At 62.9% G+C, this 20,403-nt stretch carries 14 protein-coding genes; 8 read left to right on the top strand and 6 right to left on the bottom strand.

All coding sequences use genetic code 11. The features are described from left to right. The first annotated feature begins 50 nt into the window (after positions 1-50). Genes BV071_RS04670 through BV071_RS04660 form a run of 3 tightly spaced genes read left to right on the top strand, consistent with a single transcriptional unit; the run spans position 51 to position 2,296 of the window. A complete protein-coding gene (locus BV071_RS04670) occupies positions 51-275 on the top strand; it encodes a hypothetical protein (RefSeq protein WP_035602844.1) in 225 nt (74 codons plus the stop codon). Between the two features lie 57 nt (positions 276-332). Next, on the top strand, positions 333-1,994 hold the full coding sequence (locus BV071_RS04665) for a c-type cytochrome domain-containing protein (RefSeq protein ID WP_035602842.1): 1,662 nt from the start codon (positions 333-335) through the stop codon (positions 1,992-1,994). Further along, the gene (locus tag BV071_RS04660; protein WP_035602841.1) at positions 1,994-2,296 is read left to right on the top strand and encodes a hypothetical protein; all 303 of its coding nucleotides are present in this window, start codon (positions 1,994-1,996) and stop codon (positions 2,294-2,296) included. Before BV071_RS04665 ends, BV071_RS04660 begins: the two co-directional genes overlap by 1 nt. On the opposite strand, the gene ligA is transcribed toward BV071_RS04660, so the two are convergent. From ligA to BV071_RS04645, 3 genes are all read right to left on the bottom strand, one after another. Next, positions 2,297-4,573 carry an NAD-dependent DNA ligase LigA gene (gene ligA, locus BV071_RS04655; protein ID WP_052572900.1) on the bottom strand — a complete coding sequence of 759 codons (2,277 nt, stop codon included), beginning with the start codon at positions 4,571-4,573 and terminating at the stop codon, positions 2,297-2,299. Between the two features lie 95 nt (positions 4,574-4,668). Further along, positions 4,669-5,634: a hypothetical protein gene (locus BV071_RS04650; protein WP_265594073.1), complete on the bottom strand. Its 966-nt coding sequence runs from the start codon at positions 5,632-5,634 to the stop codon at positions 4,669-4,671. 74 nt (positions 5,635-5,708) lie between these two features. Then, the gene (locus tag BV071_RS04645; protein ID WP_265594072.1) at positions 5,709-6,122 is read right to left on the bottom strand and encodes a hypothetical protein; all 414 of its coding nucleotides are present in this window, start codon (positions 6,120-6,122) and stop codon (positions 5,709-5,711) included. A gap of 219 nt (positions 6,123-6,341) precedes the next feature. Here BV071_RS04645 and BV071_RS04640 point away from each other — a divergent pair, with 219 nt between their 5' ends. The 5 genes from BV071_RS04640 to BV071_RS04620 all read left to right on the top strand — a co-directional run bounded on the left by BV071_RS04640 (position 6,342) and on the right by BV071_RS04620 (position 15,392). After that, entirely contained in the window at positions 6,342-6,827 is a 486-nt protein-coding gene (locus BV071_RS04640; protein ID WP_035602835.1) for a PTS sugar transporter subunit IIA, read from the top strand. A 99-nt stretch (positions 6,828-6,926) separates the two neighbouring features. After that, entirely contained in the window at positions 6,927-8,678 is a 1,752-nt protein-coding gene (gene argS / locus BV071_RS04635; protein WP_035602833.1) for an arginine--tRNA ligase, read from the top strand. A gap of 33 nt (positions 8,679-8,711) precedes the next feature. Beyond that, positions 8,712-10,403 carry a putative manganese-dependent inorganic diphosphatase gene (locus BV071_RS04630; protein ID WP_035602830.1) on the top strand — a complete coding sequence of 564 codons (1,692 nt, stop codon included), beginning with the start codon at positions 8,712-8,714 and terminating at the stop codon, positions 10,401-10,403. A gap of 235 nt (positions 10,404-10,638) precedes the next feature. Continuing rightward, positions 10,639-14,385 carry an immunoglobulin domain-containing protein gene (locus tag BV071_RS04625; RefSeq protein ID WP_035602829.1) on the top strand — a complete coding sequence of 1,249 codons (3,747 nt, stop codon included), beginning with the start codon at positions 10,639-10,641 and terminating at the stop codon, positions 14,383-14,385. Positions 14,386-14,498: 113 nt separating this feature from the next. Continuing rightward, positions 14,499-15,392 carry a carbohydrate kinase gene (locus tag BV071_RS04620; RefSeq protein ID WP_035602826.1) on the top strand — a complete coding sequence of 298 codons (894 nt, stop codon included), beginning with the start codon at positions 14,499-14,501 and terminating at the stop codon, positions 15,390-15,392. A gap of 24 nt (positions 15,393-15,416) precedes the next feature. On the opposite strand, the gene BV071_RS04615 is transcribed toward BV071_RS04620, so the two are convergent. Genes BV071_RS04615 through BV071_RS04605 form a run of 3 tightly spaced genes read right to left on the bottom strand, consistent with a single transcriptional unit; the run spans position 15,417 to position 20,390 of the window. Further along, positions 15,417-18,134, bottom strand: coding sequence for a VWA domain-containing protein (locus tag BV071_RS04615; RefSeq protein ID WP_052572899.1), 2,718 nt, complete (start codon positions 18,132-18,134; stop codon positions 15,417-15,419). 10 nt (positions 18,135-18,144) lie between these two features. Further along, entirely contained in the window at positions 18,145-18,555 is a 411-nt protein-coding gene (locus tag BV071_RS04610) for a hypothetical protein (RefSeq protein ID WP_035602824.1), read from the bottom strand. After that, positions 18,552-20,390 carry a BatA domain-containing protein gene (locus BV071_RS04605; protein ID WP_035602822.1) on the bottom strand — a complete coding sequence of 613 codons (1,839 nt, stop codon included), beginning with the start codon at positions 20,388-20,390 and terminating at the stop codon, positions 18,552-18,554. Before BV071_RS04605 ends, BV071_RS04610 begins: the two co-directional genes overlap by 4 nt. Between the last annotated feature and the right edge of the window lie 13 nt (positions 20,391-20,403).

Raw genomic sequence — 20,403 nt, 5'->3', positions numbered from 1 at the left:
GGCCCTCTAACGCTGGTAGAAATCGCGGACTTTTCGCGTATGATCCGGACGTGAAAAAGCTGATCGCTTTCCTTTTTGCCCTCGCTTCGGGCGTCTACTTCATTGCTCTGGGGTGGCTACCGGATCCACTACCCTTTGTGGATGAGGCGACCGCACTGATCGTTTTCATCAAGTCCATGCAGGTGCTGGGGGTGGATCTTACCCGCTTCATTCCCTTCCTGCCCAAGAAGTACAAGACCGAGCCAAAACCGGCCGGTCCGGTTGTTGATGTTTGATATTCAGGGAAATTTTGACGAAAAAACCGCCCCGCACCCGCGTAAAGACCCGCGCCGATGACCCATACTGACTCTTCCGAACGCTCCATTATCGGACCTATCTTCCTCACCCTCATGGGGGTAGCGGTGATTGTGGCCCTCGCCATGCTCCCGTCTTGGGCAGGTTCGCCGCCTACGGATGGCCTGCCTGACATGGCCAAATTCTTCGGCCGCTTCCACCCGGTGGTGCTGCATTTGCCGATCGGCATGCTGCTGCTGGTGATCGCGCTGGAGATCGGCCGTTTGTTCTCCAAGAAGAAGACTTCCTCGACGCAGGTGGCGGTGTTTTTTGCGGCCGCTTCCGCAGTGGTCGCGGTGCTGCTCGGCTTTGTCCTCTACTACAGCATGCCCGGCGAATATGACGAAAAGCTGGGCCAGAACCACCTGACCGGCGGCATCGTCTTCGCCTGTGGTGCCGTCGCCGCCTTCATCGTGAAGGTCTGGGTGGACGTCGCGGGCGGGAAGGGGAATTGGCTCTACCTGACCGTCCTGCTCGGCAGTTCGGTCGTGATGGGCATCGCGAGCCATGACGGCGCCTCGCTGACCCACGGCAAGGACTACCTGACCCAATACGCCCCGAATCCGGTGCGTGAAGCTCTTGGCCTGCCGATCAAGAAGGAGAAGAAGCCGAAGTCTTCCGACGACAAGGATGATGACGCGGCGGCTCCGGTCGTGGCGGATGCTGGTGCCAGCAAGGGCGCTCCAGCGAAGGGCTCTGATCCGGCTCCCGACAAGGCGGCTACGACTCCCGTCTCCGTCTCCGTGAAGAAGGCACCCGGTGAGCAGGTGGTTTACACCGACATCATCGCGCCGATTCTCGAGCAGAAGTGCTATTCCTGCCACAATGCCGAGAAGCAGAAGGGCAAGTTCCGCATGGACGAGTATGAGCTGCTCGTGAAGGGCGGCAAGGAGGGCGAAGGCCTCATCCACGGCAAGTCCAAGGAGAGCAACATCATCGTCCGCGTCGACCTTCCTGCCGATGACGACGAGCACATGCCGCCCGAAGGCAAGAAGGGTCTCGAAGCCCACGAAGTGGCGCTGATCAAGTGGTGGATCGACGGCGGTGCCTCCAAGGACGCCAAGCTGGCGGATCTCCAGGCGACCGACGAAATCAAGTCCGCCTTGGCCAAGGTAGTTCCGGCTGAGGATCTGGCCAAGCAGAAGGCGGCTGCCGAGGCCGAGGTCAAGGCTGAGGCCAACAAGCGCGAATCCGTGAAGGTCGAAGTGGAGCGCCTGCGCAAGGAGTTCCCCGCCGCCCTGAATTTCGAATCCCAGGCCTCCAGCGGCGTGACCTTCACCGCGGTGAGCATGCGCAAGGAATTCGGCGATGCCGACCTCGCCAAGCTCGGACCCGTAGTGCCCGCGTTGGTTTCGCTCGATCTGTCCGCCTCCACGGTCACCGACAACGGAGCGAAGCTCCTGAAGGATGCGGTCGATCTGAAGTCGCTGCGCTTGTCTGAAACCGCCGTCACCGACGCGGGTCTGGATGCGATCGTGAGCCTGCCGAACCTTGAGTCCCTGAACCTTTACGGCACCCAGGTGACCAACACCGGCGTGGCCAAGCTGGCCGGCCTCAAGAACCTCAAGAAGCTCTACCTCTGGCAGACCAAGGTCGACCAAGCGGGTGTGGATGCCCTCAAGGCGAAGCTGCCCGGCTGCGAGGTGGTGATGGGGCTGTAATGGACCGGCTCCGGGGACGCATCGCTGAAGTTCTCGGGGCGGACCGCGTCCTGCTGGAGCCCGTTTACGTCGGGAAATACAACCGGCAGGACTACACCGATCTGGTAGAGGTCCGAATCGCCGAACTGGTTCCACCCTATCTGACAGGGGTTCCGGAGGAGGAGCGGATGGCCTCCCTGAATCAGACGGTTCTCGGGGTGGAGGCGGCCGTCCAAGTCCGCTCCAAGGACCCGGACGGCGCTCTTGTCGGCAAGCTGGTCTTGGAAGGTGTCCGTTTCAGAGGTAAGCGGAAGCGGCCCTGATTATTCCGGAATCAGGTCCTTGATGTCGCCCTCCTCGATCACCTTCACGCCGAGCTTATCGGCCTTGTCGCGCTTGGAGCCGCCGCCTTCGCCGCAGAGCAGGTAATCGGTCTTGGCCGAGATCGAGCCGGAGACCTTGGCTCCCTTGGACTCGAGGAATTGCTTCATCTCATCGCGGTCCATGGAGAGGGTGCCCGTGATCACGAAGGTCTTGCCTGCAAGCGGCAGTGCTGAGAGATCCGCCTCCTCCAGCTTGGGCAGGTAGTTCTCCGACTTCGGATCGATCCCGAGTTCGGCCATGCGCTCGAGCACGTGCTTGCCCGCCTCGGACTCGAAGAAGGTGAGCACCGACTCGGCCACCACTTGGCCCACATCGGCGGAGACCTTGTAGCTCGCGATGCCCTTCTTCAGTTCGGTCGCCTCGGCTTTGAGGGCCGCGTGGGCCTCCTTGCGCGCCTTCTTCTCCTCGTCGTTGGCCGGCGGGTTCTCCTTGTTGCTGGGAGAGATCCGTTTCGCTTCGGCTTCCTTCACGGCACTGCCGTGGATCGCCTTGAGGATGGGCGAACATTCGACAGCTCCCTCGGTGATGTGGGCGAGCTCCTTGAGCGATTCGTGCAGCCGGGCCAGTTCCTTGGCCGCGGACTCGCCGACTTGGCGGATGCCCATGGCGAAGAGCCAGCGGTTGAGCGGCTTGTGGCGGGCTTGCTCGAGGGCTTCGATGACCTTGCCCGCGTTCTTCTCGCCGAAGCGCCGCGGCTCCTCGTCGCTGCCGAGATTGAGGGTGGCTAGGCCTTCCTGATCGAGGGTGAAGAGATCGAGCGGCGTGCGGCATACGCCGCGGTTGACCAAGGCGTCCGCCACAATCTCGCCGACGGCTTCGATATCCAGCGCCTTGCGGGAGGCAAACTGCCGGATCTTGGAGACCGCCTGCGCGGGGCATTCGAAATTCGTGCAACGCCAGGCCACGAAACCTTCCTCCTTCGACACCGGACCGCCGCAGGAGGGGCAGACGCCGTGGACGTGATCCAGCAGGGAGAAGGGCTTTGAGTCTGCCGGGCGTTTTTCTAACACCACCTTCACCACCGCCGGGATGATCTCGCCGGCCTTCTCGATCACCACTGTGTCGCCGATCCGCACGTCCTTGCGCTGAATTTCCTCCTCATTGTGCAAGGTCGCCCGCGAAACCGTGGTGCCGGAGACGAAGACCGGCTCCAGCTCGGCCACCGGCGTGAGCACCCCGGTGCGACCGACCTGGATGGTGATGTCCCTGAGCAGAGTCTCCTTCTGTTCTGGCAGGAACTTGTAGGCGGCAGCCCATCGCGGCGCCCGCGAGGTGTAGCCCAGCTTGTTGCGCTCGGCCCGGTCCAGCACCTTCACCACGGCACCATCGGTGCCGTAGCCGAGTCCATGGCGTTCCGTATCAATGAGCGCGACGTGATCCAGCAGATCCTCCAGCGATGCGGAGACCCACACTGGGCGGTTCCGCGGAATCCCCAAGCTATCTAACAAATCGTGGAAGGACTTCTCAGATTCCAGCTCCGGGCCCTCGTAGGCACCGAGGCCGTGGGCCAGGAAGGCGAGTGGACGCTTGGCCACCAGCTTCGGGTCGAGCTGCTTGAGCGCGCCGGCGCTGGCATTGCGAGGGTTCGCGAAGGTCGGCAGGCCGGCCTCTTCGCGCTCCGCATTCATCGCCGCGAAGGCTTCGTTCGGCATGTAGATTTCCCCGCGCACTTCCAGCAGGGCTGGGGCTCCATCGGCCAATGCCAGCGGCACCGAGCGGATCGTCCGCACGTTGTTGGTGATGTCGTCGCCGGTTGTCCCGTCGCCGCGGGTGGCGGCGTAGGACAGCTCGCCATTGCGATAGACCAGTGAGACCGCCACGCCATCGATCTTCGGCTCCACGGTGACGGCCACCTTGTCGCGCCCGAGGTTCTTTTGGAGCTTCCGGTAGAAATCGATCAGCTCCGCTTGCGGCACCTCGGCATCCTTCAGCTCGAAGACGTCGTCGATACTGAGCATCGGCACCAGGTGGCGAACCTGTTGGAAGCTATCGAGCGGCGCGCCACCCACGCGCTTGGTGGGGGAGTTCGGATCGTCGAACTCGGGATGCTTGGCCTCCAGCTCCTCTAGCTCCCGATAGAGCTTGTCGTAGTCCGCATCGGAGATCTCCGGCTGTGCCTCGGTGTAGTAGAGGCGGTTGTGACGCTCGAGCTCGGAACGAAGGAAGCGGATGCGCTCGGCGGGGCCGGCGAGGCAGGTATTGAAAAGATCGCTCATGGGCGTACAAGACGGACAATCGGGCAGGCGGCTGCTGGCATGGCGTGCCGCTATCAAAGAGGCCTCAAGCCGGGCCTCTCGTCAATCCGCCGCCCTCACTCCGCGGCAGGCTGCTCCAGGATGATCTCCTCCAGAGCCTTGGTTCCTTCCGCCCATTCGTCGGAAAGCACCTGCACGATCTCGAATTGTTTCGGGCTGGCATCCGCGGGATGGCGGACTTGGAGCACCATGCGCTGCTGCGCCGTGCGTCCGGCCCTTTCATTGGGGACCTCCGCCACGGTGGTCAGCACAGCTTCCATGGCCTTCAGCTGATCGCTGCCGCGCGCCGCGTAGCAAAACATCGAGGCCTCCAAATCGGACGACTGCATCTGGAAGCAGACCCACTTGCTATCGTCGCGGAAAAAGCCGTTGTAGTAGGCGTCGTAGGAAACGACCACCCGGACCTTGTACTCCCCGGGCTCCTTGGATGCGATCTTCTCCCACGGGGCACTGGCGTAGCGGTCGAAGGCATCGAAGTCGATCCGCCAATGGCCTTCCTCGTCGGGAGAAAGCAGGGCCAGCCGGTTGCGGATGCCGACGAACTGGACCAGCACCGCCTCGATCGGCGCGCAGCGGCTGCGGATTTGTTGAAGGTAGGTCACCCGCGCCACCTTGCCGTCCACCTCTTCAAGCCTTGCGAGCTTGGCGAGGATTGCGGCGGGTTCCTGATCGCTCTTGCGAATCAGCGGGGCCAGTGCTTCCGGAGTGCGGGCACTCAAGAACGCTCGAACCCGGTCGACCAATTCGGCGGGCGGAGGTGCGGAGATCTTTGCTGCCCCAGCGGGGCCGCCAGCCGGGCTGGCGGCGCTCGCGCCCGGTTTCTTGCTAGCCACGGCTCCGTAGATTGCCAGACCGGCCATGACCAAGCCGCAGAAGACGAGGAACACCGTCAACCCCATCGCCAGGGTGATCTTGAAGTTGTGCATCGAACCGGCTTTCGGCACCGGCTTGGCGCGATCCTCGGGGGCGCGGCTGTCACGCCGCATCCGTGAGACCCGGCCCAGCGAGGGGGCGTCGCCCATTCCTCGCGAAGATTGGGACGAGGGTGGGCGGGGCGCTTCGTCAGGTGAACTCATGGGTTTTCAGGGGAGGCTCCTCAGCGCGGGTAAACCGTGATCCGATAGGGATCATAGCGGTCATCCGGCCGGAAGAGCCAGCCCGGATTGCGGTTCACCACCTCATAACCGGTCAGCATGAAGGTTTGCAGGAACTGGTTGCTGTTGGGGTCGTAGCTCTCAGCTCCGGTGAAATAGCCCTGCAGCTTGTACTCGTAGTTGTTGTCGTAGCCGTAGCGCTGACCCTCCGGGCCGTTTTCATTGAGGCGGTCCGGCTGCCTCTTCCGGTCCTCCTTGATGATGACCAGCTTCGACTTGTCCCAAGACTGCCCGGGGCGGCGGACGTAGCCCCAGAAGCGGGTCTTTTGGATATAATAGCGGCGACCGTAGAAGAAATCGCCCGTCGGCTCGGAGGCGATCGCCGCCTTCCGCGCCTCCACGGTGGGTCCTCCCATGTTGCCGCTGCCGCTTACTCCTCCGCATTGGCAGAGGACCGTCGCTCCCAAAATTACGAAACCGCGCGAGATCAAGCGCATAGGCGGCGAAGCTAAGGAGGCAGCGCCCTGGTCCGCAAGTGCCAATCCCGGTTGGGAAAACCACTTGCAAATTAGTACACCGATGAGTACCTCCGGCCCCCGCGCCGATTACGAAGGGCGCATTCTTTCACCTGAAACATGAAGCTAGCGAACCTCCTTACTCCTGACAGGATCATCCTTGAGATGACCGCCGGGGAGCATTGGCCGGCCATCGTCGAGCTCATCGATCATCTGGTCGCCTCAACTTCCTTGGATGCCAGCCTCCGTGACGAGGTGCTGGAGGCCCTGCGGATCCGGGAGGAGCAGGTCAGTACCGGGGTCGGCCACGGGGTCGCGATCCCGCATGCCTTCTCGGACCAGTTGGACAAGGTGGTGGCGGTCTTTGGCCGCTCTCAGGCGGGTATCGACTTCGAGGCGCTTGACCAGAAGCCGGTTCATTTCGTGATCCTCTTCCTGGTTCCCAAGAAGGACTATCACCTTCATCTCCAGACACTTGCTGCCATCGCCAAGATGTTCACCAATGTCGAGGTGCGACGACGTTTGGCCGAGGCCACGCAGCATCAGGAGATCCTGGATATCTTCGCTGGCAAGCCTTCCAAGGCCGCGGCGAACGGGACTGCCTGAGGCGGCGTGTTGCCCCCGGCCCCCTGTCTTTCTTTCTTTTGGCTTTCCCGCTTGGCCTTTCAAGCGACTTGACGGTGAATCCCGCCCGACGAATTTCCCATGACTCTCATTCAGGACCTTGAATCCCGGCTCGCCACGGCCTTCCAGACCGTGCTCGGCGAAGCCGTGTCCGCCCCGGTGGTGGCGGCTGCCGACCTGCGGTTCGGCGACTATCAGAGCAACGCCGCCATGGCGCTGGCCAAGCAGCGCAAGACCAACCCGCGCGCGCTGGCGGAGCAGGTCATCGCCGCCCTCGACCTCGGCGGCCTCGGCGCGGCCGATATTGCCGGTCCCGGATTCATCAACTTCCGCATTTCTCCGGAAACCTTCGCAGCGAAGGCCAAGGCCCAGCTGGCGGACCCGCGTCTCGGCGTGCCGCAGACAGACGCGCCGAAGACCATCGTCGTGGACTTCTCCGCGCCGAATGTCGCCAAGCCGATGCACATCGGCCACATCCGCTCGACCATCATTGGCGACGCGCTCTCCCGGATTGCGCGCTTCCTCGGCCACCATGTCATCACCGACAACCACATTGGCGACTGGGGTACCCAGTTCGGCATGGTGACTTGGGCTTGGAAGCAATGCCTCGATGAGCAGGCGCTGCTGGCGAATCCCTTGCAGGAACTCCTGCGGCTCTATCGCCACGCCAGCGATTCCTCCAAGGCGGACGAAAGCATCCGCGAGGCCTGCCGCCAGGAGCTGGTGAAGCTCCAACAGGGCGATGAAGAGAACTTCGCCATCTGGCAGCGCTGCATCGAGCTCTCCCGCACGGGGCTGGATAAGATTTACGATAGGCTCGATGTCAGCTTCGATCATTGGCTTGGTGAGAGCGCCTACAATGACGCTCTAGCACCGCTGGTGGATCGCTTGGTGGAAAGCGGGGTAGCCCGCGAGAGCGAGGGCGCGCTGTGCATCTTCTCGAACGGCGAGCCCGCCGACCAAGCGAAGGATCCCTTCCTGATCCGCAAGGATGGCGAGTGGACTGACTTCCCGATGATTGTCCGCAAGAGCGACGGCGCCTTCAACTACGCCACAACGGACATCGCCACCTTCGAGTTCCGCCGCAAGGAATGGAATGCCGATGCGGCATGGTATGTGGTCGATCACCGCCAGTCCGGGCATTTCAACCAGCTCTTCGCTGTCGCGGGGCGTCTTGGCTACGGCGAGATGGATCTCTGCCACGTTGCCTTCGGCACCATCCTCGGCACCGATGGCAAGCCACTCAAGACGAGGGCAGGGGATCTGCCGCAGCTTGCGGATGTGTTAGACGAAGCTGTCGCCGCTGCTGCCACTGCCGTGGCGGAGCGCAGCCGGGTGGACACGGATGCAGAGCGGGCTGAGTTGTCGGAACTCATTGGCATCAGCGCCGTGAAGTTCACCGAGCTCTCACACCATCGCTTGTCGGACTATGTCTTCGACTTGCAGAAGATGCTGGCTTTGAACGGCGACACCGCACCTTACATCCAGAACAGCGTTGTGAGGTGCCGCTCAATTTTCCGGAAATTGGAAGACGACGTGGATCTCTCTGCAGTAGAGCCTGTTCTGGTGGAAGAAGCCGAGATCCATCTCGCCCGCTACCTTGCTCGCTACGGTGAGTTGGTGCCGACGATCTTGGATGACCATCGGCCGAACCTGCTGGCGACCTATCTGCTAGAGCTTGCCAGGGCCTACCACTCGTTCTTCGAGGCTTGTCCCGTGCTGAAGTCGGAGATTGCCGTGCGTAACAGCCGCTTGGTGCTTTGTGAACTGACCAGTCGAGTCCTCACTCACGGCCTTGGCCTGCTCGGCATCCGTTGCCCGGAAAAAATGTAACTGGTTAATCTCTGCTTCCCCTCCCTGTCGCCCATGGAACCCACTCGCTTCAGCCTGCCCTTCTACGTCATCGGTCACAAGAATCCCGACACGGACGCGATCTGCTCCGCGATCGGGAATGCGGCCTTGCTGCGGGCCACCGGTGAAACCGCCGCGATCGCCGCACGCTGCGGCGAGGTGCCGGCACGCACTGCCTGGGTGCTGGAGCAGGCGGGCATCGAGTCTCCGCCCTTGGTCACCGATGTGAGGGCCAGTGCTGGCATGATCTGTCGGCGCGATGTCGTGCAGGTCGCGCCTTCGGATACCTTCTTCATTGCCTACCGGCGCATGTTGGCCAGTGGTGTGCGTTGCGTGCCGGTGGTGGATGGCGATGGTCATGTCCACGGCATCCTACGCTACCTCGATTTGTTGGAGCTGCTGGTGCCGGGCGATGCCAGCGGCATCCAGGTCCGCACCGTGAATGTCGCGCTTTCCAAAATCGCGGTGACCTTGCAGGCCGAGAGCGTCGGCGCGGAGATGCCAGTCGGCGATGAGGAAGAGGAATTGATCCTCTTGGTCGGAGCTTCCTCGCAGTCGACCGTCGAGCGTCGCCTCAAGCAGGCGGGCAGGGAAGGCAACGTGAATCGCTTCCTCGTGATCTGCGGCGATCGTCCGGTGGTCCAGCACTACGCGATCGAGAATGGCGCCCGAGCGCTGCTAGTGACCGGCGGCAACGGCGTGGAGCCATCGCTGCGCGAGCTCGCGAAGAAGCGCGGCGTCATCGTCTTGCTCTGCTCGCAGGATACCGCCAGTTCCTCGACTCTCATCCGTTGCTCGCGCACCGTGCACAACGTGATGGAGAAGAATTTCAGCAGTGTATCCGCGCATGAACCGGTGAGCCGCTTGCGCAAGAACCTCGCTCACTTGGAGCAGGATCTCTTCCCGGTGGAGGATCCGATCTCCAAGAACATGATCGGTGTGCTCTCCAAATCGGATCTCATCGATCCGCCACGCACCCGTCTTGCGCTCGTCGATCACAACGAATTCGCTCAAGCCGTCACCGGCGTGGAAGAGTCCGAGATCGTGGAGGTGATCGACCATCACCGCTTGGCAGGCGACTTGGTCTCGCGCGAGCCGATCCGCTTCCTCAATGAGCCGGTGGGCTCGACCTCCACCTTGGTCGCCCGCAAGTTCCGCCATCGCTACCTGGAGCCTGACAAGGGCACCGCGCTTTGTCTCTGCGCCGGTATCATTGCGGATACGCTTTGCCTCACCTCGCCGACGACCGCTGAGCTCGATCATGAGATGCTCGGCTGGCTCAGCGGCCTCGCGGGCATCGACCCCGCGACTTTCAAGAAAGAGTTCTTCGCCGTCGGCTCACTGCTGGCGACTGGCACCCCGGATGCGATTCTGAATGCTGACCGCAAGGAGTTCGTGGACGAAGGCGTCAAGGTCACCATTGCACAGGTGGAAGAGCTTGGCCTGCAAGGCTTCGAGCCACGGCGCGAGGAGCTGGAAAAGGCCCTGCGCGATTTGGCAAAGGACCATAGCTATGAACTGGCCGTGCTGGTGATTACCGACATCGCGGAGCACCACAGCTTGGTCCTCGCGGCGGGCGATCCGAAGTTCGTTTCGAACATTCCCTATGCCCGCATCGATGCCAGCTTGTATGATGCTCCGGGGGTGGTGAGCCGCAAGAAGCAGATCTTCCCGGCGGTTTGCCAAGCACTCCGGAGAGCAGGTTAGACACCCGCGGCAAGGGGCTAGAAAGCCCCGGCACCGCTGTGTGGGAGGTGTCAGGATCTGTAATGATCGCTGGCCAACCTGATATGACAGCTCCCTTCCGGGCTTGTCATTTTCGCGTTGTTGCCGGGGAAGGCGGTCGCGTTTGTGGAAGGAAGCCGATTGGCGTGATGGATCCCGCAAACCCCGGGATCCAGCCATGTCGGAAACCCGTCTCCCAACTACAACTCCCGAACCCATGATCCGATTGTCTCCTTTGCGGGGCAGGGCTGCCGTCGTCTATGCCGGCCTCCTCCTTCCGGTTTCCTTGCAGGCTGCCCAGATGGCCTATGAGGGCTTCAACTATCCCACCGGCACCTCGAACTTGAGCGCCTCGTATGGCGGCTCGGGATGGAATGGCACCTGGGCCACCGTGAACAACGGCAGTGCCGATGTTACCTTGGGCAGCATGGTCGCGGGAGCAAACGCCCCGGCAGGCTACGATGTGCGCTCGATCGGCAATTCCTGCCTCCTGCCGAACCAGCGCCGCGTAGGCCGTGCCCTTGATGTCTCGGCCACCGGTCCTTTCGGCTCCCGTGGCTACCGGGATGCCAATGGCCGCATCGGCGCGGATGGCAAGACCGTCTATATCAGCTTCGTCCAGCAAGCGAACGGGACCAGTGCCTACTATGAGTTCGAGCTACATCGTGGTGACCTCGGTGATGGCGGCCGCATCGGGGGAATCGGCAATGACCAAGGCGGTGACAACGTGAACCTGCGCGCGCCGAACGGCACGCACACCGTGATCGGTGCCGGCAATACCGGCGTGAACTTCTATGTGATGCGAATCGACTTCAAGGCGGGCAACGATGACGTCTATGTCTATCGCAACCCGATCTCGCTCACTGAGCCCGGTGTGCCTACCTTGACGAAGCTCGGTGCCGCGGACATGTCCTTCGATGGGATTTCCTTCGGTGCCTTCAACAACGGCCGGACCATCGCGCACGACGAAGTGCGCCTCGGGGAAAGCTGGGCAGATGTCGTGGTTCCTTCGAACGCTCAGCCGGTGATCACGCAGCAGCCGCGTGCTGCTTCCAAGAGCTTCACCGGCGGAACGGTTACGCTTCAGGCTGACGCCACCGGCCAGCCCTTGCCGACCTACCAGTGGTATCATGGCGTGACGCCGCTTTCCGGCCAAACTGGCTCCACCTTGACCCTGAGCAATATCCAGGCCGGCGATGCCGGCGCCTATCACGTCGTCGCGACGAACAGCCAGGGCTCGGTGCCGAGCAGTGATGCGCAGATCACTGTGGTCGCGCCTACCGCAGGGCTGATGGCCTATGAAGGCTTCGACTATGACGCGGGCCCGGCGAATCTGCCCACTAAGGCTGGCGGCCTTGGCTGGGGCGCACCGTGGACCGCCGTGAATGGCGCGGGAACCACGGTTGTCAGCGGAAGTCTGGTGGCAGGCACGAATGCTCCGAACGGCTACGATGCCCAATCGCTGGCGAACAGCGCCTTTACCACCAATGGCCGTCGCGAAGGACGTTCCCTGGACGTGTCTCCCAGTGGCCCCTTTGGCACCGCCGGCTATATCGATGGCAGCGGCAACATCGGAGCCGATGGCAAGACGGTCTACATCAGCTTCCTGCAGCAGCCGGATGGCACCACGAAGTTCTACGAATTCGAGTTCCACCGCGACGACCTGGGTGACCCGGGACGCATCGGCGGTGTGGGCAATGATACCGGCAATCCGACCGTGGCCTTGCGCACCGGTGGGACTCAGTCGGTATTCGGTCCTGGCAGCACCGGGGTGAACTTCTACGTCGTGCGTATCGACTTCAAACCGGGCAACGACGACGTGTATGTCTATCAGAATCCGATCTCGGCGACCGAGCCGGGTACGCCCACCTTTGTGAAGCTTGCCGCTTCCGACATGTCCTTCGATGGCCTGTCGATCGCGGCCTTCGACAACGGCCGCACCGTGAAGCACGATGAGATCCGCGTCGGCAAGAGCTGGTCGGATGTCGTCTTCGGCACCAGTCGCCGCGACCTGACCTGGGTCGGCGATGGAGTCTCTAACAACTGGAACACGACCACTGCGAACTGGAGCGCGGGTAGCGGTGCGACCACCTTCGTGGACGGCGATCCAGTGACCTTCAGCGATACCGGCTCCGACACGCCCGCGGTGAACATTCCGGTGAACGTCTCGACCGGGACGGTGATCGTGAACAGTGGCACCAAGAACTACACCTTGGGCGGCGCAGGCACGATCCAGTGCTCCGGTGGCCTCACCAAGTCCGGCACCGGCTCGTTGACCTTGGCAGGCAAGGCCAACTTCAGCTCGGCAGTGGCCATCAGCGATGGCACGCTAGCCTTGAGCGGTACTGTCTCCGTGGGCGGCGGCCTGAATGCGAACGGCGGCACCACCAATCTCTCCGGCACGAATTCTCTGGTCGGCTTGGTGAGCACCAATGGCAACCTCACGATTACCGGGCCCACCACCATTACTGGGACGGGTCCCTTCGTCTGGGTTGGAAATTTCCCCGGCGCGAACTCGACGCTGACGATGCAGGCCGGTGGCTCGCTGACCGTGTCCGGATCGCTTGGGGATTCCTGGGTTGTCGGTCGTGACGGTGGCGTGGGCGCAATTGTCCAAACCGGTGGCACCATCACCTACAATCCTCCGAATCGGGGCGAGGCCTACCTTGGAGCCAGCACCTCGCCGGCTACCTCAGGCAGCTATACCATTTCGGGTGGAACCCTGGAGATGAGCGGCAAGCGGCTAACCCTCGCACTCGGTCCAGTGACAAGCCAGTTCGATCAGAACGGCGGCACCGTGAACCTGGGTCAGTTGCATTTGGGTGCGAACCTATCGCAAGGAAATGGCACCGGGATCTATCACCTGACGGCCGGGGATCTGACCATCGGCGCGGGCGGCATCACCTCCCAGAGCTTGCTCTATGAGATCAAGCTTGCCGGTGGCTCGGTCCACGCGTCGGCGAATTGGAACTCGTCGCTGGCGATGGAACTCAGCGCTGGCAACGTGACCTTCGACACCGCGGCCAATCGCGTGGGCCTCTCCGGTGAACTCAGCGGAACCGGCAGCCTGAGCAAGACGGGCACAGGCACTCTGGTCCTCGGTGGCTTCAATAGCTACAGCGGCACGACCACGGTGAGCGCAGGCACGGTGGCGGGTGTCGGCAACGACCAATCCGCTATCACCGTGGCGGCTGGAGCTGCCTTGGAGCCGGGGGACAATAGCATCGGCACGATGTATGGCTCCTCCGTGACATTTGCCGCTGGCTCTGCGCTCAATATCGGGATCGATAGCGATGCGGAGTTTGTCGATCAGCTCAGTTCACTGGGCGCGATCAATCTCGGCGGTGCCTCGCTCAACCTCGCGGAGACTACCGTTGGCGCGATCCCAATTGGCAATCAACTGTTGATCGTAGAAGGCGGCTCGGTGACCGGTACCTTCGCCGGTCTGCCCGAAGGTGCCTCGGTCGTGGCGGGTGGCAGCACCTATAGCATCCACTACACCAGCACCCAGGTACAGCTCACCATGGTCTCCGGCAGCCCCTATCTGACCTGGGCCTCCTCCAAGGGACTCGACGGTTCACCCGGCAAGGAAGCCGGCTTCAGTGATGATCCGGAGCATGACGGCATCTCCAATGGCCTCGAGTGGATCCTTGGCGGTGATCCCTTGGCAAGCGATCCATCTTCGCTCGTCACCACGAGCGCCAGTGCCGGCGATGGCCTGACCTTGAACTTCCATCGCGCGGAAGCCTCGATCGGGGCCACCACGCTGGTGGCACAATGGTCGGCCAATCTGGGTGCCACCTGGAATGACGTCCCGGTGACCCAAGCCGGTGGCTCCTATCCGAATGGAGTCACGGTTTCGGTCAGCGAGGAGAACACTCCCGATGCCGTCACCGTCCACATCCCCGCGTCCAATGCAAGCGGCGGCAAGCTGTTCGCCCGCCTGAAGGCGACGATGCCCTGAATCGCGTCTGGGCCCATCGTCAGTCGCTGCGGTCCCACTGCAGCCGGATGCGAATGGCGATGGGCCTTTCTTCCCCGGTCCGCGAGAGCGTCCCGGGGAATTTTTTCCCTTACATGAAAACTCCTGCCAAGTCCGCGCGCCGGATACTTAGCGTGGGCGAGGTCCTCTGGGATCTCTTCGAGACCGGCCCACGCTTCGGTGGCGCGGCTGCGAATTTTGCCTGCCATGCCGTGGCGGCTGGTGCCCATGCCGATGTCGTCAGCGCGATCGGGCGCGATGCCAATGGCCGGGAGGCCGCGGAGATCCTAGCCCTGTTAGGCGTCAGCACCGCCTTGCTTCAAGAACATCCGCAACTGCCTACCGGCTCCGTAGGCGTCAGCCTCGATGCCAGCGGTAGCCCCTCCCTCACCATCTGCGAGAATGTAGCATGGGACGGCATTGAATGGGGAGAGCCACTGGCATCAGCAGTGGCGGAAGCGGATGCGATTTACTTCGGGACTCTCGCTCAGCGCGGAGAGATCTCGCGAGGTGCGATCCGCCGCTTGCTCTCGATCGCCAAGGACCGAGGGATTCCCCGCGTGCTCGATGTGAACCTGCGCGCGCCTTTCTTTGATCAGGCGCTGATCCGTGAATCCATCGCCCTGTGCAGCGTCCTTAAGCTCAGCGATGAGGAGCTACCCGCAGTGGCGATGGCGTGCGGCATCAAGGCCACGGCCGATCCCCGCGTGATCCTGACCGGATTGTTGGATCACTATGGCCTCGCTTGCATCGCCATGACGCGCGGAGCGCAGGGGGCTCTTCTGGTCACGCGCGATGAGACTGTGGATCAAGCGGGCATTTCAGTTGTGGTCCAAGATACCGTCGGGGCGGGGGATGCCTTTGCGGCAGTTCTGATCACCGGCCTGTTGGCTGCCGAGCCCCTGACGAACATCGCCCGGCGCGCCTGTGAGACCGCTGCCTCGGTCTGCATGCATCCCGGTGCCGTCAGCATTCCCGTGGCAAGCTAGCTTTGGTGCTAACGGAACTCCGCTCTACTTCCGGTCCTTCGCCCGTTGGTAGCGGGAACGCCGCTCGGTATCTTCCGGTTCCTCCTGCTTCGCGCTTACCAGCGGCTGGTCTTCCTTGTGGACCGGCATAGGCTCGGCGGCCTTCACCGCCTTCACCTTTTTCGGCTTCACCACCTTCTCGCGCGCCTTGAAGGCGGGCAGGGCAGGTAGTGGCAGCTTCCAGCCGGTGCGGGTCATCAGCGCTTCTGTCACCAGGAAGACCAGCATGGCCAGCGTGATCCACATCCGCAGGGAGACATCCTGCCGGGTCGGTGGGCGCAGCCACGCCTTCGAGAGATCGATCAGCTCGCGGCCACTGGTCTGGGCCGCGACGGTCCGCAGCTCGGCGAGCCGCTCCGGCTCGAAGGCCCACTCGATCGATGACCCCACCGTAATCGGGCCGAAGGGCAAGGCATGCTCGCCCACTTGAATGGCACCGCGCACCACGGCACCTTCATCAAGATCGCGGGTTACGGTGAAGTGACCGGGGGCGATCCGCTTCCACGGAACGTCGTATGGTTCCGCACCGGGGCTGCTCTCCATCATCCGCAGCTTTGGTGGCGCTGCGGTCAGCCGCTGCGACCACTCCTCTGTATCGTAGAGTAGATCGAGCGTCAGGCGCGTCCCATCGAGTCGATGCTTGAGCCCGATCCCCGGTGGCAGGTCCGTGCCCATCAGCCATCGGGTCATTGTCTGCACGAAGTCGCCATAGCTCTTCCAGTCGCGGATCTGCTGGGAGAACTCACCGCCGAGCGGGAAGGAAACCGCCGCGCTGCGCCCCAGTCCACGGCGGGCATGGGCGACCAGTGGTGCGACATACTCGTCCTTGCTGACCAGCGAGGTCGTGGCGTCTTCGCGGGCGTAGGAGAGATTATAGCCGTCGACCTGAGGCAGCCACTGCAATGGCTTCGGCGAAATCTCCGCCCACCGTCCGCTTGGCTGTGCTGCCACCGCTTCTTCGATGAAGGCGGAGCGCGCGATCGTCACCGTCTCCTGCGCGAAGATCTTCGGGATATCCACCGGCCGGTCAGTGAAGAAGATACGCCCGCCGCCACGCTTCGCAATGTCCTCGAGCAAGGCAGAATCCTGGTCCTTCGGCGTGCCCAGGCCGATCACCGAAACGGTGGCTCCTTCCTTCTGCATCTCCGTCAGCAAGCGCTTGTAGTCGCCGGGTTCCTCGGAGTCGTTCGCGTCGCTGAAAAGAATCACGTGGCGCGTGCCCACATCCACGCCCTTCAGTTCATCCCAAGCGGCCTTGAGGCCCTCATAAACAAAGATACCACCACCCTGCGATTGCACCTTGCGCACCGTCGCCTGCAGCTTCGGCGCATTCGCTTTCACCTGGGTCATCGGCACAACCTTCTCCGGCTGGCTGTCCACGGCGAACACGCAGACGCGGTCCTGGGACCCGAGCAGACCGATTGCCGCGGCAGCACCTGAATCCGCCAGATCCATCTTCTTCAAGTCCTTGCCGCCCACGCCACCGGTCACACTCACCGCCATCGATCCCGAGCGGTCCAGCACGATCGCCAGCGCCACCGCAAGCTTGCGGTGCTCGGTCTTCAGTTCCATCGAGATGGGGAGCAGAGGATCGATCGACGATTGGAAATAGCCGCCCGAACCGAAGGACTGCTTCCCACCTGCCATCAGGAAGCCACCGCCCTGCTCGCGCACGAAGAAGTCCAGGGCATTGAGGAAATCCTGCGGGACCTCGAAGGCCGGCACATTGTTGAAGATCACTGCCCGTGCTCCGCTCAGGCGGCCCGGCTGGAGTTCCTGGGGCGTCGCCACGTCCACCGTGAAATCTTGCGTGGCCAGCACCTTGGCTACCGGATCGTCGGTATACTTCGTGACCAGCAGTACGCGGGGGCCGCCGGCGATCTCGATCCAGCGGGAAGCCCGGTCATTCCCGGCATGGGCATCCTTGAAGGTTGATCCGCTGAGGAGGCCAACTTCCGCCTCATACTGGAAGGCACCCGCGCGCGGGATCCGGTCGGTGAATTCCACCCGGCCGACTCCATTGAGCAGCTTCACCGTGGTCTCGGTTAGGGTCTGCTTGCTGCGCCGCAGGGTCAGCTTCACCTCGGTATCCGAGGAGCCGCGGACCGTTGCTGAAATCAGGAAGGGTTCCCCCGCCTGGACCCGCTCAGGGAGTTCGAGTCGTGCCACGCGGAAGTCGTCCTCCTGCTCATCCCGCACCAAGCGGAAGTCGAGCGGGATGCCGCGCGCCTGGAGCTCCTCCGCCGCTTCATTCAGCGGCTCGGTGGCATAGCCGTCGGTGAAGGCGAGCACTCGCGAGGGCCGCTTCGAGTTCGCCAGCGCGGCCACGTGTGAGATCGCCAGGCCGGTGCGCGTGAGCTTGCGGTTGAAGCTCACGCCCTGTCCGCCCTGCTCCACGATCTCGCCGCCGTAGTCGAAGTAGTGGATCTTGTCGTTGCGGTTGGGCTTGGCGTCTTCCAGCAGTCGCTTCCACTCCTCCAGACCTTTGTCCACCAGATCCTCGGTCGACTCAGAGCGATCGAGCAGGACCCACAGATCCATCGAGTCTTCCTGGACGTTGATCTTCGGGTCGGACAACCCGAACGCGGCCAAGAGGATCAGCAAGGCGCGCAGTGGCGACCACAGGCGCAGGCTCTTCCAGAACCACCCTGCGAAGATGCAGACCGGGATGATCAGGAACCACTCTGGAGAACCGAAAGTCATGTCAGGTCAGTCAGAGAATCAACCAATGGTAGAAGGGCTTCGGCGGCGCATTCTCGTCGCTCAGCTTATGGCTGCCATTCACCCAGGCCTGCTCCCAATGTCCGCCACGCTTCTCGGCCAGCCGCAGCTCGATCCGTGATGGCCGGGTGGTATCGACGAAGCCGGAGCATTTTACTAGGGTGGCACCGGCACCGTTGGTCTTGCGGTAGACCGAGACATCCTCGGCATTGGTCACTTGCCCGGGCTTGGCGCCCACCAGCCAGTAGCTCATCGCCGCACCGCCCCGGAGACCGGAGCGCTTGGCCACGGTCACCGTCTGGTCCTTGTGGCGCCATGCCCTGGTGTCCGCGCAACTGCTGGCCAGCAAAGGCAGCAGGCAGAGCAGGATCGGACCGGAGCGGATGACAGGTGGAATCTTCATGCGGGGTTCGCCTGCGGCGGGGCAGGGGAAGACTGAGCCTTGCGCGCCTCCCGTTCACGCGTGAAATGCCAGGAAATCAACAGTGCTGCCAGCAGCAACAGGAACCAAGCCCGCCACCACTGGTCCTCATCGGTGTGGCGTTCGATCGCCGCCGAGGAGCCCTTGTCGATCGTGTTCGCCGCAGCACAGGCGGTGAAATCCGCCTCGCGCGTGTCCGCGAAGTGAACCGCCGCGTCCATCAGCTCCATCTCTCCTTGCTGGACCCGCAGGAAGCCGGCGTCCAGCGGCGCGCTCACGTTGATCCGGGCGGTCTTGTCCTTGGTCTCCGCGGACACCACCTTGCCAGCCAGATCGAGTTTCTGGATCTCGATGCCTTTTGCGTCGCTACCGGTTTTGGCCGCGATGAGGACTGCCTGTCCGGTTTCCAGATTGTCGCTGGCCGGTGCGACCTTGGCGGCCCTCAGCTCCTCGGCGAAGCGGTGCAGCATCACGATGAAGGCTGGCTGGGTCGCGGCGTTGGAGAGCCGTAGATCGAAGTTGAAGCAGAGTTGCCGTGAGGCCGGCGTGGTCTCGGTCGCGGGAATCTCACGCAGGAAGATCAGCTTGCGCTTGCCTTGGGTCAGTAGCGGCGTGTCGCTCTCGCGGAACTCGATCTGGATGGTCTCGCGCACCAGCAGGGACTGCCAGTTCAGCCCGTCGATCAGCGGGTGCTTCTCCGCAACGATCCCGCCTTTGAGGTAGGCGCCGCCTTGGGTGTCGTCCCGCACAAAGACGATCGCGTTGCCCGCGGCGGTCACCGGATCGAGCGGATCGTAGGAGAGGATCGTCAGGTCCGCGCTGGCGGTGTCATTGACCACGCTGGTCGCATCCAGCGAGCGTTGCAGTTTCTTGGAAAGCGCGTCGTAGGCCTCTCCCGTCGCGGCGAAGAGTGCCAGCGCCTTCGGCTTCGGCACCACCATTGGCAGGCTGTCATCCAGCGTGAACTCGTCGGGCGAGAGGATCAGGCGGACCCGTTCCGCATTGGCCGGGAAGGAGGACTGCAGGGTCATCATCCCGCCAGGCTCCATCTCGAAGGAGTGCGGCTCGGTCTTGGATCCATCCGGCAGCTCCATTTGCCAGCTTCGCGAAGTACGCTGCGAACCGTAGTTGCGCACGACCGCCTGCCAGACCTTGGCCCCTTCCTTTTCCCCGATGCTCAGGCCGGTGAAGCCGACATTCTCGATCTTCTTCCCCAGCGAGAGGATGCGTGCGTCGAAGGGCGGCGTCTCCATCGGCGTGTCGGTCACATAGACCACGATGCCCTCGCGCGAGACCAGCGAGCGTGCGAGCCGCAACGCGTAAGAAGGATCGGTCAGACCAGCCCGCGGCTGCCAACCGTCAAGCACCAGCGCGAATTCCTCCGGAGATGATCCAGCGTAGAGCCGCGGCTTGCCCGGCGTGCTTTCCAGCACGGTCATTTCCAGGGCGGCGGCGGGCCCCTGCAACTCCGGCAGGGTGGCCACCAGCTTCTCCTTGAGCTTGTCCTTGCCCACCGCCATCGAGGCGGAGGAATCGAGCACGATCGCCACCCGCTGGGTGCTGCGCGGCTTCTGGTAGCGCGGCTCCGCCAGCAGCCAGGTCAGCAGCAGCACCCCCAGTAACTGCATCCACAGCGGCACCGAATTCATCAGTCGGTCGAAGCGTCGGCCGCTCGCCGACTCCCGCTGGGTCTTTTCTAACAGGAATAGCGTGGAGATCGGCAGGATTACTGCCTGGCGTTGCAGGAAATGGATCGCCAGCACCGCGGGAATCCCGAGGAGCGCCCAGAGGCCGGCAGGGTTGGCTAGAGTCAGCACGGGGATATCAAAG

Source organism: Haloferula sp. BvORR071, assembly GCF_000739615.1.
In the GTDB taxonomy this organism is placed as follows: Bacteria; Verrucomicrobiota; Verrucomicrobiia; order Verrucomicrobiales; family Akkermansiaceae; genus Haloferula.
The sequence above is the reverse complement of the archived record's forward strand: the minus strand, read 5'-3'. Positions and strand labels throughout refer to the sequence as shown.

Excerpts from the sequence above, each read along its gene's own strand:
- BV071_RS04665 (WP_035602842.1), top strand. The coding sequence starts at position 333 with ATGACCCATACTGACTCTTCCGAACGCTCCATTATCGGACCTATCTTC.
- BV071_RS04610 (WP_035602824.1), bottom strand. The coding sequence starts at position 18,555 with ATGAAGATTCCACCTGTCATCCGCTCCGGTCCGATCCTGCTCTGCCTG.
- BV071_RS04640 (WP_035602835.1), top strand. The coding sequence starts at position 6,342 with ATGAAGCTAGCGAACCTCCTTACTCCTGACAGGATCATCCTTGAGATG.
- BV071_RS04625 (WP_035602829.1), top strand. The coding sequence starts at position 10,639 with ATGATCCGATTGTCTCCTTTGCGGGGCAGGGCTGCCGTCGTCTATGCC.
- ligA (WP_052572900.1), bottom strand. The coding sequence starts at position 4,573 with ATGAGCGATCTTTTCAATACCTGCCTCGCCGGCCCCGCCGAGCGCATC.
- argS (WP_035602833.1), top strand. The coding sequence starts at position 6,927 with ATGACTCTCATTCAGGACCTTGAATCCCGGCTCGCCACGGCCTTCCAG.
- BV071_RS04620 (WP_035602826.1), top strand. The coding sequence starts at position 14,499 with ATGAAAACTCCTGCCAAGTCCGCGCGCCGGATACTTAGCGTGGGCGAG.
- BV071_RS04645 (WP_265594072.1), bottom strand. The coding sequence starts at position 6,122 with ATGGGAGGACCCACCGTGGAGGCGCGGAAGGCGGCGATCGCCTCCGAG.
- BV071_RS04615 (WP_052572899.1), bottom strand. The coding sequence starts at position 18,134 with ATGACTTTCGGTTCTCCAGAGTGGTTCCTGATCATCCCGGTCTGCATC.
- BV071_RS04650 (WP_265594073.1), bottom strand. The coding sequence starts at position 5,634 with ATGGGCGACGCCCCCTCGCTGGGCCGGGTCTCACGGATGCGGCGTGAC.
- BV071_RS04660 (WP_035602841.1), top strand. The coding sequence starts at position 1,994 with ATGGACCGGCTCCGGGGACGCATCGCTGAAGTTCTCGGGGCGGACCGC.
- BV071_RS04630 (WP_035602830.1), top strand. The coding sequence starts at position 8,712 with ATGGAACCCACTCGCTTCAGCCTGCCCTTCTACGTCATCGGTCACAAG.